This is a genomic window from Clostridioides sp. ZZV15-6597, from assembly GCF_020657815.1.
In the GTDB taxonomy this organism is placed as follows: domain Bacteria; phylum Bacillota; class Clostridia; order Peptostreptococcales; family Peptostreptococcaceae; genus Clostridioides.
On the sequence record NZ_JAGWCT010000083.1, the window covers coordinates 1 to 17134 of the forward strand.

15 protein-coding genes are annotated in these 17134 nt (G+C 26.3%); all 15 read left to right on the top strand.

Features of this window, described 5'->3' with window-relative positions:
• Window positions 1–182 precede the first annotated feature (182 nt).
• The 15 genes from KGF52_RS15700 (at window position 183) to cas3 (ending at window position 17005) form a co-directional block, all read left to right on the top strand.
• On the top strand, window positions 183–812 hold the full coding sequence (locus tag KGF52_RS15700; RefSeq protein ID WP_227840806.1) for a hypothetical protein: 630 nt from the start codon (window positions 183–185) through the stop codon (window positions 810–812).
• Window positions 813–1595 carry an ABC transporter permease gene (locus KGF52_RS15705; RefSeq protein WP_227829588.1) on the top strand — a complete coding sequence of 261 codons (783 nt, stop codon included), beginning with the start codon at window positions 813–815 and terminating at the stop codon, window positions 1593–1595.
• On the top strand, window positions 1588–2457 hold the full coding sequence (locus KGF52_RS15710; RefSeq protein ID WP_227840807.1) for an ABC transporter ATP-binding protein: 870 nt from the start codon (window positions 1588–1590) through the stop codon (window positions 2455–2457). The genes KGF52_RS15705 and KGF52_RS15710 overlap by 8 nt, the downstream gene beginning before the upstream one ends.
• A gap of 31 nt (window positions 2458–2488) precedes the next feature.
• Window positions 2489–3448 carry an NrtA/SsuA/CpmA family ABC transporter substrate-binding protein gene (locus KGF52_RS15715; protein ID WP_227840808.1) on the top strand — a complete coding sequence of 320 codons (960 nt, stop codon included), beginning with the start codon at window positions 2489–2491 and terminating at the stop codon, window positions 3446–3448.
• Window positions 3449–3608: 160 nt separating this feature from the next.
• Complete coding sequence (locus KGF52_RS15720) at window positions 3609–4301, top strand: response regulator transcription factor (RefSeq protein WP_227829585.1); 693 nt, start codon at window positions 3609–3611, stop codon at window positions 4299–4301.
• A 9-nt stretch (window positions 4302–4310) separates the two neighbouring features.
• Entirely contained in the window at window positions 4311–5303 is a 993-nt protein-coding gene (locus KGF52_RS15725; protein WP_227840809.1) for a sensor histidine kinase, read from the top strand.
• Window positions 5304–5569: 266 nt separating this feature from the next.
• Window positions 5570–6421, top strand: coding sequence for an undecaprenyl-diphosphate phosphatase (locus KGF52_RS15730; RefSeq protein ID WP_227840810.1), 852 nt, complete (start codon window positions 5570–5572; stop codon window positions 6419–6421).
• A 103-nt stretch (window positions 6422–6524) separates the two neighbouring features.
• Window positions 6525–7271 carry an ABC transporter ATP-binding protein gene (locus tag KGF52_RS15735; RefSeq protein WP_227829582.1) on the top strand — a complete coding sequence of 249 codons (747 nt, stop codon included), beginning with the start codon at window positions 6525–6527 and terminating at the stop codon, window positions 7269–7271.
• Window positions 7271–9187 (top strand): ABC transporter permease, encoded by a 1917-nt coding sequence (locus tag KGF52_RS15740; RefSeq protein WP_227840811.1) that lies wholly within the window; start codon window positions 7271–7273, stop codon window positions 9185–9187. The genes KGF52_RS15735 and KGF52_RS15740 overlap by 1 nt, the downstream gene beginning before the upstream one ends.
• 236 nt (window positions 9188–9423) lie before the next feature.
• Complete coding sequence (locus KGF52_RS15745; protein ID WP_227840812.1) at window positions 9424–10377, top strand: helix-turn-helix transcriptional regulator; 954 nt, start codon at window positions 9424–9426, stop codon at window positions 10375–10377.
• 77 nt (window positions 10378–10454) lie between these two features.
• Window positions 10455–11192, top strand: a complete 738-nt coding sequence (cas6, locus tag KGF52_RS15750; protein ID WP_227840813.1) for a CRISPR-associated endoribonuclease Cas6 — start codon at window positions 10455–10457, stop codon at window positions 11190–11192.
• Window positions 11193–11197: 5 nt separating this feature from the next.
• Window positions 11198–13054, top strand: a complete 1857-nt coding sequence (gene cas8a1, locus KGF52_RS15755; RefSeq protein ID WP_227840814.1) for a type I-B CRISPR-associated protein Cas8b1/Cst1 — start codon at window positions 11198–11200, stop codon at window positions 13052–13054.
• Between the two features lies 1 nt (window position 13055).
• Window positions 13056–13970 carry a type I-B CRISPR-associated protein Cas7/Cst2/DevR gene (gene cas7i / locus KGF52_RS15760; protein WP_227840815.1) on the top strand — a complete coding sequence of 305 codons (915 nt, stop codon included), beginning with the start codon at window positions 13056–13058 and terminating at the stop codon, window positions 13968–13970.
• A 1-nt stretch (window position 13971) separates the two neighbouring features.
• Window positions 13972–14673, top strand: coding sequence for a type I-B CRISPR-associated protein Cas5b (gene cas5b / locus KGF52_RS15765; protein ID WP_227840816.1), 702 nt, complete (start codon window positions 13972–13974; stop codon window positions 14671–14673).
• Window positions 14674–14683: 10 nt separating this feature from the next.
• A complete protein-coding gene (gene cas3, locus KGF52_RS15770; RefSeq protein ID WP_227840817.1) occupies window positions 14684–17005 on the top strand; it encodes a CRISPR-associated helicase Cas3' in 2322 nt (773 codons plus the stop codon).
• Window positions 17006–17134 lie beyond the last annotated feature (129 nt).

Genomic DNA, 17134 nt, shown 5'->3' on the forward strand with positions numbered 1-17134 from the left:
AATATACATATGTTATTGTTAAAACAAATTGAATATATCATTTTAATATTGTAAGTAAAATAGTAATAATTTGTAAATAAACATTACTTTTTTAAGAAAAAATTAATATATTGACAAAAACTAAGTGCTCATTTAAACTAATAGTTGAGAATAATATTCAATATTAAATAATAGGAGGAGCTATGAATAAATATCTTCTAATAAATCCAGTAGCAGAAAAAATGTATGGGGAAAAGTTTAATATTATCAAAGAAACTTTGATAAAAAAAGGGTACATAATGGTTGAATGTGAGGCGCAATTAGAATATGTAAAGAATCAGTACAAAGAATATGCAAAAAAAATTGAAAATACAATGTTAGATTGTAGATGTCCAGAAAGCATAAATCTTTTAAAAAGAAATAATTTGATAAGTGGCTTTGAAGTTCCTATGATAGAACCAATATTAGTAAGGACTTGTAGAGTCTTATATGAAAAATATATTAAAAGTGAAGAAGATATGTTAATAGTAACCTGTCCATGTACACAATTAAGAGATTTTGCAAGTGAAAAGTTTAAAGACAAAGATAATGCTGTATTTTATACATGGAAGGAATTTGCTGAAAGAGAAGGTATAAAATCACTTGGAAAAATAGATGAATCTCCAATTCCATTAGGATATTTTAAGGATTCTTTTGAAAAAGTTCTTGAAGTATCAAGTGAAGATGAAATATTAAGTAAAATACAAGAAATTAAAAATGGCTCTGAGGATAAGTACGATATAGTAGAAATGTTTTATTGTAAAGATGGATGTAATAATGGAGATGGTTTGTAAATGGGCAATAAAATTAATGATAAACTTTTGAGGTTAATAAAAAGTGTTTTAATATTTTTTATAATTCTTGTATTGTGGAAAATTACAAATTATCTTAGTATTTGGAGTGAATATATACTACCACCACCTGAAAAAGTGTATAGTACATTTTTAAATATGATAAATGATGGTTCAATATTTATTAATGTATATGCAAGTATGAAAAGAGTTTTGATAGGGTTTGCAATAAGTACAATTATAGGTGTTCCTTTAGGTATATTCTTTGGAATTTATGGTAAAGTTTATGAGTACTTTAAATCATTGATAAATTTTTTGAGAAATACACCACCGCTTGCTCTAATACCAATGCTTATATTATGGTTTGGTATAGGTGAAGAATCAAAAATAATAATTATAATTTTGGCATCTTTTTTCCCAATCTTTACAAGTACATTAAAGGGGATTAAAAATTGTGATTCAAAGTTAATTGAAGTAGGTAGAGTATTTGAATTGTCAAAGCTTCAGATAATATTTAGAATAATTATTCCTAATGCAATTCTTGATATTGCAGTTGGTCTAAAGTTAGCACTTGGATATAGTTTTAGAGCAATTATAGGAGCTGAACTTGTAGCTGCTTCGTCAGGTCTTGGATATTTAATATCTGATGGAAAAGAAATGTCTAGAACAGATGTTGTTATTGTAGGAATAATTGTAATTGGACTTCTAGGAATAATCACAGACTATATATTTTCAATTATTGTAAAAAAGGTAAGCAAAGGAAAGATGGTGGAAGCATATGAGTAGTCTAGTATGTAATTCTGGGTATATAATCAGAAATCTATCTAAAAGTTATAAAGTTGATAATGAAGAACATGTAGTGCTTAGTGATATTTCTTTAAGTATAGATAAAAGTCATATAACTGTAATTTTAGGTGAAAGTGGATGTGGCAAAACCACTTTACTTAGGGCAATTGCATCACTTGAAGATGTAAATAGTGGTGAAATTAGGTTTGTAAAAGATAATAAAGAGTATAGACCTAATGTTGGCTTTGTATTTCAAGAAAGTAGGTTGATGCCATGGTTAAATGTAAGCGAAAACATAGCTTTTCACAATCAACGAAAAGACACTCTTTTAAATAAAATACTCAATAAGTTAAATCACTCAAAAAGTACCACTAATAAAGATAGAAATGATAATCTTATATATTTAAATGGCAAGGATGATTTAAGTAAATCAAACAAACAAGATAGTATTGATATAGAAAAATATCTTAAAATGATGAACTTACAGAAATTTAAAAATTCTTATCCAAATGAGCTTTCAGGAGGTATGGCACAGAGAGTAAGTATAGCTAGAGCACTTTCTTTTAATCCAGATATGTTGTTTATGGACGAGCCTTTTTCAGCACTAGATTATTTTACAAGGATTGATATGCAAAATGAAGTTATAAGAATACATAAATCAACCAATAAAGGTGTAATATTTGTAACTCATGATATTGATGAAGCATTAAAGATAGGCAAAAAAATAGTTGTTTTTACAAAGGAAAGAAAAATAGAAGAATTTAATATAGAGGATGATTATAATAGAGATTTAACTTCAAATTACTATATTAAATTAAAAAAAGATATTTTAATGACAATGAAATCAAATAAAAGCATTTAAAGAAATTAATAATATTTTAAGGAGTAAAAATATGAAATTAAAAAAACTATTGATAGGTATAACAATATTAACACTTACAACAGCGTCTTTAGCTGGATGTGCAAAAAAGAATGAGGGTGAAAATCTTTCAGAAATAAATTTAACTTATGTAAAATCACCACTAAATGTGCCTTCTATAATTCAAAAACAAGATGATTTATTTGGGAAAGAATTTAAAAAGGATAATATAGCAGTTAATTTTCATGAAATAACTACAGGACCGGAGCAAACACAGGCTTTAGCGGCTGGAGAGATAGATTTTTTACATGCATTAGGGGGGACATCAGCTTTAATAGCAGCATCTAATGGTGTAGATTTAAAAATATTAAACACTTATAGTAGATCACCAAAAGGATTTATGATTTTAACAAATAATGATTCAATAAAATCAGCAGCAGATTTAGCTGGTAAGAAGGTTGCTGGACCAAAAGGAACTATATTACATCAAGTATTAATTGCAGCACTTGATAAAGAAGGATTAAGTATGGATGATGTTGAGTTTGTTAATATGGGTATTCCAGAAGCATCAGCAGCTCTTTCTGATGGTAGTGTTGATGCTGCATTGATTGCTGGACCAGCAGCTCTTAAAGCCATGAAATCTGGAAGTAAACTTGTAGCAAATGGTGAAGGTTTAGTAGATGGTATAATAGTAACTGCTGTTAGTACAGATTTTGCTGAAAAACATCCAGAGGTAGTTGAAAGATTTATGAAAGTTGAAAAAGAAACTTTAGAATATGTAGACAATAACTTTGATGAAGCTATGGAAAAGGTAGCAAAAGAAGTTGATTTAAGTGTTGAAGAAACTAAAGAGTTATATGCTTGGTATGATTTTAGTTTAGATATAACAGACAAAGATATATCTTCTCTTGAAGAGACACAAGACTTCTTAATAAAAAATGGATTACAAGAGAAAAAAGTAGACATAAAAGAATTAATATATAATGCTAAGTAGTAGTGATAATAGTGTTAAAAGTTTAAGTTACCTTATTTAAGGTAACTTTTTCTATTCTATTGATAAAAATATATACTAATGATATGTTTATATATGGAGCAATATACGAATATAATATTAACATAGGGTAAATAAGAAAATTAAAATATGGAGGAATTATATGAGTCATAAAATATATATTGTAGAAGATGATATATCAATAAGTACATTACTTAAAGATTATATAGAGAAATATGGATTTGAAGTAATGGTTGAAGAAAACTTTGATAATATAATTACTACATTTGCAAATTTCAAGCCAGACTTAGTGCTTTTAGATGTAAATTTACCAAAATTTGATGGATTCTATTGGTGTAGATGTATTAGACAACAATCAAATATTCCTATAATTTTTGTATCAGCTAGAGATAGTAATTTAGACCAGATTAGAGCTTTAGAAAGTGGAGCTGATGACTATATAACAAAGCCTTTTTATTATGATGTAGTAATGGCAAAGATAAAAAGTCATATAAGAAGGGTATATGGTGAATATTCGCCTAAAATAGATGAGAGAATATTAGAACTAGATGGACTAAAGTTTTATCCAGAAAGATTAGAGCTAGAGTTAGAGGATAAGACCTTGATTATCACTAAAAAAGAAGGAATATTACTTGAGTGTCTTATAAAAAAATACCCTAAAGTAGTAAGTAGAGATTATCTATTAGAAAAGATATGGGATGATATTGAGTTTGTAGAAGAAAATACTCTAAATGTAAATGTTAGTAGAATAAGAAAAAGATTTGAGGAGTTAGGTATAAATGATGCTGTCCAAACTGTACGAGGAGTAGGATATAAGTTAAATAAAAATTGGTAAGGAGAGAATATGAAATTATTATTTAAAGATTGTAAAGGCTATATTTTTATATATTATTTAGGAATATCTATGACAATTATTTATTGTAGTCTTATGAAATTTATCAGTGTAGAAGAAGCTTTATATATCTTATTGTTTAGTACTTTTATCTTATTGTGTTTTTTGATATATAAATATTATAAAAATAGAGAAGTATATAATCTCTTTAAAAAAGGTATAAACTCTTTAGATGAATCCTTTTTATATTTAGGGAGCTCTTTTTTTGGAGAAAACATATCAGTTATTTTAAAACAACAACATAGATTATATCAATCAATGATTCAGGAACATAAAAAAATACATAGTGAACATTTAACTTTTATCAACCAATGGATTCATCAAATGAAGACTCCAATATCAGTTATAAGTCTTCAACTTCAGGAATATGAAGGTGAAGAAGTTACTGAAAATATAAAAAAGGAGATAGATAGAGTTAATAAAGGCTTAAACATGGCTATGTATTTCGCAAGAGTGGATGAATTTCAGAAAGATTTTGTGGTTGAAAAAGCTAATTTGAATGATATTATAGTAGATACTATAAATGATGAAAAGAGATTATTTATAAAGAATGGGATAATTCCTAAAATAGATATAGATAAATCTATTTATATTTATACAGATATAAAATGGATGAAATTTATAATAAATCAGTTAATTACAAATGGAGTTAAATATTCTAAAGATTATAGTAAAGATTTGATTATAAAATCTGAAGAAAATAATAAGTCTATAATTTTAAGTATAATAGACAAAGGTGTTGGAATTGTATCTAAAGATATAAAAAGAGTATTTGACCCATTTTTTACAGGAGAAAATGGACGTAAATTTGGAGAATCTACAGGTATGGGACTCTATCTAGTAAAAAAAGTATGTGACAACTTAGGTCATAAGGTCAGTATAAAATCAGAAGTAGGAAAAGGAACCGAAGTTTCAATAATATTTAGTAAAGATAATATAAGCTAATAAGAGACTATTTTAAGAGGGATTAACATTGTATTTATAATTTAAATGTCTTGTTAAAATTAATGTGTATATATATTTTAATAAGATTTATAATTATACAATCTAATTTTAAGATAGTTTATTTTTTGCAAACATTACATAGATGTAATGTTTGTGTAATGTTTGTAGATAGTGAAATCTTCTAATGTCAATTAAAATTAATATAAGAAATGACATAAGAAAAGAAATTTTAAGAAGATTATATAGTAAAGAAAGGGTGTTTATCAATGAGTTTGGATATTATTTTTATATTAAAATCAATCATAATAGCTATAGTAGAGGGACTTACAGAATTTATTCCAGTGTCATCTACAGGTCATATGATTTTGGTGGGAAGCTTAATAGATTTTAAAGGTCAATTTGCTGAGATGTTTGAAGTTGTAATACAACTTGGAGCTATACTAGCAGTAGTAGTACTTTACTGGAAAAAAATAAAGGATAGTGTTATAGAGTTTTTTAAATTCATATTTACTGGAGGTAAGGAAGGAAAAACTGGATTTAAATTTGGAATAAATGTTATTGTAGGTTGTATACCATTTGGGATTGTGGGAGTTATATTTTATGATAACATAAAAGCATTGTTTAACTTACAATCTGTAATTATAGGGTTCATAGTTGGGGGTATTTTATTATTAGTAATAGAAACTCTATTTAGAAAAAAGAAGCACTCAACAGATAATATAGATAAAGTCACTCCAGTGCAAGCTTTAAAAATCGGTGTATTACAAGTTTTATCTGCGTGGCCAGGAATGTCAAGAAGTGCATCTACTATTATGGGTGGATGGATAGCAGGGCTTAATTCTCCTACAGCAGCAGAATTTTCATTTTTCTTAGCTATACCAGCAATGGTAGCTTCTTCAGGACTAGATTTATTTGAATTTGATTATTCAATAATGACACCAACTTTGTGGATTGCTTTAATTGTTGGATTTATAGTAGCATTTCTTGTGTCTATAGTAGTGATGGAAAAGTTCGTAAATTTTCTAAAGAAAAAACCAATGAGAGTATTTGCTATATATAGAATAGTGGCAGGTATAGTACTTGCTATATTAGCTTTTACCAATATAATTAGTATATAAACTAAAATAAATTCAGTATTTATATAAAATTTCTTTAATTAATATGAGTAGTATTTAATATATACTTCATGTCATTTTATAAATTAGAAAGGAGTTATAAATAATGAAAACCTTAATTGTGAGTAATTTGAGCAAAGTATATGGTAAAAAAATGATTTTTAATGCATTAAACAATATAAGTTTTAGTATAGAGGACGGAGAATTTGTAGGAATTATGGGACCATCTGGAAGTGGCAAGACTACTCTTTTAAATATGATTTCTACTATTGATAAAGCAACTACAGGAAAAATAGAATTAAAAGGTAAAAATCCATTATCATTAAAAGGTGAAGAACTTGCCTTATTTAGAAGAAGAGAGTTGGGGTTTGTATTTCAAGATTTTAATTTATTGGATACTTTAACTATTGGTGAAAATATAGTATTGCCATTGACACTAGATAAGGTAAGTGTAAAAGAACAAGATGAAAAGCTAAATGAAGTATCTAAAATTTTAGGTATAGAAGATTTATTAAATAAAAGGACTTTTGAAGTGTCTGGTGGCCAAGCTCAGAGAACTGCTATTGCTAGGGCATTAATCAATAAACCATCAATACTTTTAGCAGATGAGCCAACAGGTAATTTAGATTCAAAATCATCAAAGACTGTAATGGAGCTATTTCAAAAGATAAATAAAGAGAATAAAGTTACTACTATGATGGTAACTCATGACCCATTAGCAGCAAGCTATTGTAATCGTATTTTATTTATAAAGGATGGAGCTATATACAATGAAATATATAAGGAAAATAGTAGAGAGCAATTTTATCAAGAAATAATGGATGTGCTTACATTATTGGGAGGAGATAATTAATGAACATAAAACAATTTGCCATTAATAATATTTCAAGAAATATTAAAGCATATCTAGGATATTTAGCAAGTATTGTTATATCCTCTTCACTACTTTTTTCTTTTATTATGTTTACAAGTCATCCAAGCTTAGATATAGCTCAATTTCCTGACTATTTAAAAGAAGGTCTTAAGATGAGTAAAATAATTGCATATTTATTTTTATTCTTCTTTGTGTTTTATTCAGTGAGTGTTTTTCTTAAGAGTAGATATAAAGAGTTTGGAATACTCTATATTACAGGTATATCAAAACGACAAGTAATGAAATTGGTTCTTATAGAAAATATAGTAATAAATATAGTATCTTCTGTAATTGGGATAATAGTAGGTTTAATTTTTTCAAAGATATTTTTAGTAACTATGTCTACTTTTTTAGAATTATCACCACTAGAATTTTATATACCATTAAATGCAATGTTTTCCACTTTAATTTATTTTATGGTTTTAGCTATATTAACATCTATATTTACTTCTTTTATAATTAAGGAAAATCAAGTATTGAAGTTACTTAAAGGTACAAAAACTCCAAAACCAGAGCCTAAAACATCACTAATACTTGCTATATTAAGTATTTGCCTGTTTATAATAGCGTATTATAGTGCTGTTACATCAACTGACCAATATACAACATATTTACGCTTAGTTCCAGTTACATCTCTGACGATAGTAGCAACTTATTTATTCTTTTCTCAATTTAGTGTGTACTTTATAAAAAAATTGAAGATGAAGAAAAGTTTTTATAGAAGTAATACAAATATGCTTTGGATTTCAAACTTAATTTATAAGGTAAAAGATAATGCTAGGATATTCTTTTTGATAACTATAACTTCTGCAGTGGCATTCACTGCTATAGGTACTGTTTACCCATTTTGGAAAGATGTAAAACGTCAAATTAATTTAATATATCCTAGCACAATATATTATTCAACAATGACTTTGCATAATGACACTAATAAACCTGACAGTAAAGAGAAAGATAAGGAAAGAATGAGTTTTATAGAAAATAAGTTGAAAAAAGAAGGTATAGATTATGCAAGAGTTAATGGTGAGTTTAAAACTGTATTTCCTAAGAAAAGTGATTTTAATGTGAGAATAATGAAAGAATCAAAGTACCTAGAAATTACAAAGACTATAGGAGTTAAGCCTATAAGTTTTGAAGATAATGAATCTATATCATTGTTTTCATCAAGTTTACCTGGAGATAAGAAAGTCAAAGAAAATGTCATTATAGGGAATAGAAGTTTAAAGGTGGCAAAACAAGTTGAAGAATGTGTTATGCCAGCGTATTATAAAAATATGTATGTGGTAAAAGATAATTTTTATGATAGTATAAAATCAAAGTTTATAATAGATAGATTTTCAACATTTGAGGTAGAAGATTCAAGTAAAACTATAGATATATGTAGACAATTTGAAGATAAATTTGATAATGAGTCTAGAATGCAACCATATTTGTTTTTCTCTAAAGAATTAATGATAGAAACTGGTAAACTAACATATTCTACATTTATGTTTTTAGCAGTATTTATAGGTTTAATTTTCTTTGTTACTACAAGTAGTTTCTTATATAATAAGTTTTATATGGATTGTCAAATTGACAAGAAAAAGTATGAACAGTTAAATAAATTGGGGATGACATATAAGGAGATTAAAAGAGCTTCAACCATTGAGATTGGAATTGTGTTTTTGTTACCTTATGTAGTAGCTGTTGTACATTCGGTATTTGCACTTACTGCACTTAAGAACTCTTTTGATATAGAGGTTGCATCATCTGCGGTTTTGGTAATGGGAAGCTTGTTTATAGTTCAAATAGTGTATTTCTTACTTATAAGAAATAATTATTTAAAAGAGATAAGATTAAATTTAGTCAATTTTTAATGACTATTACTAACTAATAACAAAAAGGTTTAAAATTAATTAGTATTACTGGAATTATAAATGTTTATTTTTTCAGTAATATTTTTTATTGTATTAATTATTAAGAGTCTATACAAATATGACATAATAAATGTCAAAATTATAAAAATATTCTACTTATATAAAGTATAAAGAGGTTATATGTACATATCTGTAGAAATAAATAATATAAAAATATTAATTAATGTTATTAGGGGGTGTTATTCATTAGTAAATTAGCTAATGCATTAAGAATGATGATATTAATTCAAAGTAGAGGTAAAATGAAATGTAAAGAGTTATCAGAAGAGTTGGAAGTAAGTGAAAGGCAAATAAAAAGTTATAAGATGTGCTTGGAGCAAGCTGGTATATTTATAAATTCAACACCTGGAATTTATGGTGGTTATGAAATCGATAAATGTAATAGTATCTCATCAATTAAATTATTAGATAATGAAGTTTCAATTCTAGATATGGTAAATTCACAGCTAGAGTACAATAATGATATTTACAAAAATGAATTTAATAGTATTGTAGAAAAAATAAAAGCAGTATTAAATACAGGAGAAAAAAGCGATACATATATGGATTATTTCACAGTACAAGCACAACGTAATTGTGATTATGAGTTTGAAAAAAATAAGTGTAATGAAATAACTAGAGCATATACCACAAAGCGTAAACTTTGGATAGAGTATTATTCATTGAATTCAGGCAATAGTGAAAGAATTGTTCATCCATATGGTTTGTTTAATTATAAGTCAGATACTTATATGGTAGCTTTTTGTGAAAAAAGATTTAAGTTTATAGACTTTAAATTATGTAGAATTAAAAACTATAAGGTTTTAGAAAAAAAGTATAATGTAGATAAAAGTTTTAATTGGGGTGAATACAGTAAAAATAGTATAGGAATTTATAAGGGAGAAGAAATTAATGTTGTTATAAAAATTAGCCATCCATTTTCAACAATTATAAAGGAGAAAGTTTGGGTTAATAATCAACAAATTATAGAGTATGATGATAAATCTATAATGTTTAAAGCTAAAATGAGAGGTTATGAGGAGATAAAAAGTTGGATTTTAAGTATGGGAGCCTATGTTGAGGTTGTAGAACCAGATAGACTTAGAAATGATATATTGTTAGAGATTGAAAAAATGAAAAAAATTTACTAATTTTTTCAAATAATTTATACTTGGACCAATATACTTCACGGTCTAGTGTTAATATATTAGTTGAGAGAGGTGATATTATGAAAATGAAAATTGAATTTAGTACAGGTTGTATACCAATATCTTATAATTCACTCTTTATGAGTATTATAAAAGAAGCAATAAGAAAATCTAATGAAGATTACTATAAAAACATGTACTATTATAATGAAAAACACAATAAAAAAACTAAAAATTTTACATTTTCAGTTTATATAAAAAAATATAGTATTGAAGGTGACAATTTTATTATCAAGGATAAAGTAATATTAAATATAAGTACTCCAGATTTAGAATTAGGTTTTCGTATATATAATGGATTAATGACTTCTAAAAAATGTTTATATAAAGACTATGAACTTACAAGGATTAGAATAGATTTATCAAGAGAAAAGAAGGTAACAGAAGAGAGGGTACTATTTAATGCATTATCTCCAATCTGCATAAAGTCTAGGGAAGGGAAATTCTTAGAGATAAGTGATGATAGATATATAGAAGAGTTAAACTATATAACTAATGAAGTTGTCAAAAATTATAGGGGAAATGGATTAAAAAGAAAGCTAGAATTTGAAAATATAGGTCTCAAAAAGGTAGTGGTTAAAGAGAGTTTAAGAGAATTTAAAAAAATAACAGGTAAAGAATATCAATATGTTAATGGTTACAAAGGTAAGTTTATATTAAAAGGTGATATTGATGATTTAAATCTTATCTACAATCTAGGACTAGGTTTTAGGCGTGCTCAGGGATTTGGAGATGTAGATATTCTAGAATGGAAGTGAGCTAAATGAAGTTAAGGGTTTATAGAGGAGACTGGTTCTTTAATATGGGTATAGTTGGATTTTTAAATATAATAAAGAAAGCAGATAAGAAAGCAGAAATATTTATTATGGAAGATTATATCGAATTTGATAGTTCATTTCTTGAAAACTTTCATGAGGATTATTTTAATTACTTTATGGATGAATATGATGTATCAAAAAGGATTAGGAAGAGTATTGATTACAGTATAAATTTTATTAAATCTAAGCCTGATAAAATTAAAGATGGAATTAAAAAAATTAAAGATAGTATAAAACAACAAAATGATAAGGTTAAAAAATTTGATGAAGAAAAATTCAACTTGATAAAAGAAAAGTTAGATAGTATATCTAAGATAAAAAGTTATGATGAATTTGACATATTAGAAACTTTAATTGATGAGATTATAGATATATTTAAAATTAAATCAATAAACGATAGACTTACAGCTAATCTTTATAAATATGTAGTTCAAGATAATTATTTTGGACAAGTTAGTTTTTTTAATGTTGCTAAGGCTAAGTTAGATTTAGATGGATTAAAACAGGTAATGTTTAACGACTATTTAAGACAAATCATATATCTAGGGGAGTTAGAGGATTTACTAGAAGAGAATGATTATGATAAATTGAAAAACTATTTGAATGATAGATTAAATAGTATGGCTAAAGATGTAAGTGAAAAAAAAGTTAGTAAGTCTAGTATAAATACTATAGAAAAAATTATGAAGGAAATAAATAAAAACTTTATAAAGAAAAATAAAAGTATTAAAGATATAAAAGAGTATATGGATAGTTTAGAAGTATGTGAAATGTGTGGTTCATACAAAGGTATATTAGATGAGTATTCAGAAAGTAATTTTGCTCCTCTTGGAGTAAGTACCAATAATGCTAGAAATATGTTTTGGAATCAGGAGTACACATCATCAATATGTGATATTTGTAAGCTTATATTATTCTGTACTCCAGCAGGGGCTACTTATACAAGAAAAAATTATTTAACTAATGAAGAAAATGAGTTTTATTTATTTGTTAACATGGATACTTCTATAAATGAACTTTTTGAGAGAAATAATGAGTTAAAATTACAGAAAAGTGAGTCTTCAAGCTCCCAAGAAGAAACTCCTTTTAATAAACTTATAAAAAGTATAGTAGAAGAAAATAGATTAAAAAGTGAATGGCAGTTTAGGAATATCATTTTTGTAGAATTTAAAGCAAGTATAGATTCTAAAAAATGTAAAATAAATTACTTTAATATTCCTACTTATTTAGCAAAAATCTTTACAAACAAGGATGTAAATAAAAAAATACAAAGTATCTATGATTATAAGCTTAAATCAAATGTATTAGATTTACTTTTGAAAAATAGAGACTTGAAGCATTTAATTAATAATACTTTAAGAAATAAAGTTAAGAATGACATGGAAGGTAGAAATAAATCAAATATATCAGGAACAGATTGTTTTAGACTGGTTCAATTAAGATTAATAGTAAATAACTATAAGAGAGGAGTGTATAAAATGGATTATAAAAAGTTAAGAAAAGTTTATGAATCAGGTTGTGAAATACATGATTATTATGTTAATAAGAATGCTAAAAATAAAATAGAAGGAATAACATATAAGCTTTTAAATTTGATTAAGGTTGGTAATAAGAATGATTTTTTTCAAACAATTTTAAGAATTTTTTCACCAAGTGAAAAAACTCCACCAGAAGAATTTTTACAGATGCTTAGTGAAGAGGAGTTAGATTTTGAAGCTATAGGATACGCATTTACAATGGGATTAATGTCAGAAAAATGTGATAGAAAAAATAGACAAGTAGATAATAAGGAGGAAAAATAATATGAAAAGAGGATTAACGTTTACAGTAATAACACAAGCTCAAAGTTTAAACTATGGTGAAGGAATAACCAATATATCCGAATTAAAAAAACTAAGTAGAGGAGATGGAAATATCTACACATTTGCATCTCGCCAGTGTTTAAGATATGACATAGTAAGATTAGCTTCGGAGTTATTTAATTGGAATTTGCAGGTTGTAGATAAAGAAAAAGGTACAGTTCAGTTTAAAGATAATATAAATATAAGAGAATCAGAAGAAATGGACTTGTTTGGATATATGAAAACAAATAAAAAAGATGAGAAAGATAAAAAAGGAGGTTCATTGACTAGAGAAGCTACTGTAAGATTAAGTAATGCAATTTCTCTTGAGCCATATAGAAGTGACATGGACTTTTTAAATAATAAAGGATTGGCAGATAGAATAGGAGAACACCCTAATCTTGCTAACATAGAACAACATTTGAGTTATTATACATATACAGTGACTATAGACTTATCTAAAATAGGTAAGGATGGAGATATAGAACTTGATAATAAAGAGAAATGTAAGAGAGTAGTAGAATTTTTAGAAATAATAAAAGTATTGAATAGAAATATTAGAGGTAGACAAGAAAACTTATCTCCTTTATTTGTAGTAGGAGGAGTATATGAAATAGCAAATCCATTTTTCTTAGGTAGAATTAAATTAAAAGGAGATAAAAATGGGTTTAAAGTAAATAAGTCAGCAATAGAAGAAGTAGTTCAAGGTACTTTTTTAGGAAAGGGTTTAAAGCAGTTTACCTATGTGGGAATGGTAGATGGAGCATTTACAAATAAAGAAGAGTTTGAGGGATTATTTGAAGATAATTTTTTAAGTGTAGATAAATTTTTTGGACAACTAGTTAAAGAAGTAAAGGAATATTATGGGGTGAATTAATATGAAGGTTTTGAAATTAGATTTATTTCAAGAAACTGCATGCTATAAAAAGCCATTTGCTATGAAGATTACAGAAACTTATCCACTACCACCATATTCTACAGTAAATGGATTAATTCACAAAATATTAAATGCGACAGAGTATATACCATTTAATATAAGTGTACAGGGAACATATGAAAGTATATTTAATAATTATCAGACAACATATTTTTATAAAAAGGATAGTATTACATCTATGCCAATGAACAGTCATATGTTATTAAATGTAAATTTGATAATTCATATAGGTGGGGATTTTGAATTATTGAAAGAAATATATGATAGTTTATTAAATTGTGGTGAGCATTTATCATTAGGTAGAAAAGAAGATTTAGTGAGAATTAATGATATTAGATTTGTAGAAATTAATAAATTTGAAGTAGATTCTGATATGCAATTAGATGATTACGAAAATTCTAGGCTATCAGAATATAATATAAGAATGCCTATATATATACCAAAGTCAAGTTTACAAGATGAATATATAGAGGGAATAAGTTACAGGCTCAATAATTACTATGATAATAATGCTCTGAAAGATAAAAAAAGAGTTTGGAATAAGGTAGATAGTTATTATGTTGATGATGGAAATACTATATCAGTTGGAGATATATTATTAGACAATGAAGGAGATTTATTATATTTTAATAATATAAATTAGGAGGAAGAGTATGTTATATGCTAAATCTAATCCAGTGGAAACATTGAGAGAACATACTGATGAGCTTTTAAAACAAATGAATGTGTTAAGAGAATGCCATGGAACAAACATAAATAGGCTAAATTTTTTAGAGGAAGAGAAATTTTGGCAATTACTTGATTTTGTTATAGAATTTCATGATATTGGAAAAGCATTTTCTCCATTTCAAAACCTAATAAGAAGTAGGATGGATATTGAAACAAATAAATCTAAAATAGTAACTCATCTAGAAAATAATATAGGTCATAATTATCTTTCTCCTGCATTTATTGATTATAGTTATGTAGACAGGGCAAAGGATAGAGAACTGAGAGCAGTATTAATTCAAGTTATCGTATATCATCATGAAAGAGATATCTTTATAGATAAAGATTTTAAAGATTTAATACAAAAAATATTAGATGAAGATTTAATAAATAAAGTTTATGAATTACAATATGAATTTAAAGTTAGATATCCAATAAGAACCGAAAAATTAAGTAAAGCGTATATACAAAGTGTAATAAAAAGAATAGATAAAAATCACAAATACTATAATTTATATATCATGTTAAAAGGTATACTACATAGATTAGATCACAGTGCTTCTGCTCATGAGGTTGTGGAATGCAATAGTGTCATGAATATAGGAGAACACACAGAGAATTATTTAATGGAAGGATTTGGTAGTTTGAGAGAGGCTCAATCATTTGCTAAATCTAATAGAGATAAAAATATAATATTGATAGCCTCTACAGGTATGGGGAAAACAGAAACTGCTTTAATTTGGATAGATAAGGATAAGGCCTTTTTCACACTTCCATTAAGGGTAAGTATAAATGCGTTATTTGATAGGGCAAAAAATATAGTTGGAGTGGGAGAATCAAATGATACATTCTTAGGTCTGTTACATTCAACAGCAATAGATTATCTGGAAGAAAGTAATCAAGAAAATTCAAATGAGATTGTAGATTTAGCAAAGTTATTATCTTGCAAGTTGACATTTTCCACAATAGACCAAATATTTAAATTTCCTTTTTTGTATAGAGGATATGAAAAAGTATACTCAACATTAGCATATTCAAAGGTAGTAATAGATGAGATACAAGCATATTCACCAGAAATAGCAGCTGTATTGGTAAAGGGTATAGAAATGATACATAAGATAGGTGGCAGATTTATGATAATGACAGCTACTATGCCAACTATATATATAGACGAACTAAAAAAAAGAGGTGTATTGGATAGTAACTTAGCTAAATTGACATGTAATACAGAAAAAATAAGACATTGTGTATCTATTGTAGAAAACTCAATAGATGAAAATTTAGAAAAAATAATACAAAGTGGAATGAATAAAAAAGTTCTTGTAATAGTAAATACAGTCAAAAGTGCTGTAGAAAAATATGAGTTAATAGAAGAGATAGTTAAGCTAAAAGGAATAGATATTAACTTAAATCTTTTACATTCTATGTATATACAAGAAGATAGAGCAAAACTAGAAAAACATATAAAAGAATTTGCAGATAGTGATAAAAATGGAATTTGGATTACTACACAATTAGTAGAAGCATCCCTTGACATTGATTTTGATGAACTTCATACAGAAAATTCAACACTTGACAGTTTATTTCAAAGGTTTGGAAGATGTTATAGAGGTCGTGAGTATAAAAAAAATAGTCCAAATATATTTATATATACAGAAAAAGCTACAGGAATAGGCAGTATCTATGATGAAACAATTGTAAAAAATGGACTTGAGTTATTGAAAGCTTTTATAAATGGCAAAGAATGTGTAAAGATGGAAGAAAAATATAAGGTAGAAATGGTTAAGGTACTATACTCTAAAGAAAGCTTAGAAGGTACAGCTTTTAAAAAGAGATTTACTAGTGCTTTAAATATTTTAGATACTATAACACCATATAGTTTGGGCTCTAAAGATGCGCAAAATATACTTAGAAATATTGAAGGATATACAGTAATACCAGAGGATATATATAATAAAATTGAAGAAACTTTGGTAAAAAATTATAAAGTTTTGGGGAAAGAACTTACAGAGGCATATAGTAATGAAGACAGACAATTAATAAATGAAATAAAATTTAAGAGAAAAAAAGCTAGAAGAGAAATAATTAAAAAAAGTGTAAATATACCAATATATAAAGCTAAACAAAATATAGTGGATATAAATATAAAGGGTCTAGAAGATTTAAAAATACTTTTATATAAATATGATATACATGAAAATAAGCATACAAAACAGATATTTGGCAAAGGTGTGCTTATAGGTAAGGAAATAGACCAATTTATTTGATTTTTATATTAACAATGTGGCTAAAATTTACTAGAGAAGGTGATTTTGTGCCAATAGATTTAGAATTATTGAAAGTTCAAGGAGTAAAGATAAATTATTATTATGTATGTAAAAGAAAACTATGGTTAT

What these genes read in the sequence shown, in the direction of transcription:
- KGF52_RS15710 (WP_227840807.1), top strand. Translation starts at nt 1,588, where the DNA reads ATGAGTAGTCTAGTATGTAATTCTGGGTATATAATCAGAAATCTATCT.
- KGF52_RS15735 (WP_227829582.1), top strand. Translation starts at nt 6,525, where the DNA reads ATGAAAACCTTAATTGTGAGTAATTTGAGCAAAGTATATGGTAAAAAA.
- cas8a1 (WP_227840814.1), top strand. Translation starts at nt 11,198, where the DNA reads ATGAAGTTAAGGGTTTATAGAGGAGACTGGTTCTTTAATATGGGTATA.
- cas6 (WP_227840813.1), top strand. Translation starts at nt 10,455, where the DNA reads ATGAAAATGAAAATTGAATTTAGTACAGGTTGTATACCAATATCTTAT.
- KGF52_RS15715 (WP_227840808.1), top strand. Translation starts at nt 2,489, where the DNA reads ATGAAATTAAAAAAACTATTGATAGGTATAACAATATTAACACTTACA.
- cas3 (WP_227840817.1), top strand. Translation starts at nt 14,684, where the DNA reads ATGTTATATGCTAAATCTAATCCAGTGGAAACATTGAGAGAACATACT.
- cas5b (WP_227840816.1), top strand. Translation starts at nt 13,972, where the DNA reads ATGAAGGTTTTGAAATTAGATTTATTTCAAGAAACTGCATGCTATAAA.
- KGF52_RS15700 (WP_227840806.1), top strand. Translation starts at nt 183, where the DNA reads ATGAATAAATATCTTCTAATAAATCCAGTAGCAGAAAAAATGTATGGG.
- KGF52_RS15730 (WP_227840810.1), top strand. Translation starts at nt 5,570, where the DNA reads ATGAGTTTGGATATTATTTTTATATTAAAATCAATCATAATAGCTATA.
- KGF52_RS15740 (WP_227840811.1), top strand. Translation starts at nt 7,271, where the DNA reads ATGAACATAAAACAATTTGCCATTAATAATATTTCAAGAAATATTAAA.
- KGF52_RS15725 (WP_227840809.1), top strand. Translation starts at nt 4,311, where the DNA reads ATGAAATTATTATTTAAAGATTGTAAAGGCTATATTTTTATATATTAT.
- KGF52_RS15720 (WP_227829585.1), top strand. Translation starts at nt 3,609, where the DNA reads ATGAGTCATAAAATATATATTGTAGAAGATGATATATCAATAAGTACA.
- cas7i (WP_227840815.1), top strand. Translation starts at nt 13,056, where the DNA reads ATGAAAAGAGGATTAACGTTTACAGTAATAACACAAGCTCAAAGTTTA.
- KGF52_RS15705 (WP_227829588.1), top strand. Translation starts at nt 813, where the DNA reads ATGGGCAATAAAATTAATGATAAACTTTTGAGGTTAATAAAAAGTGTT.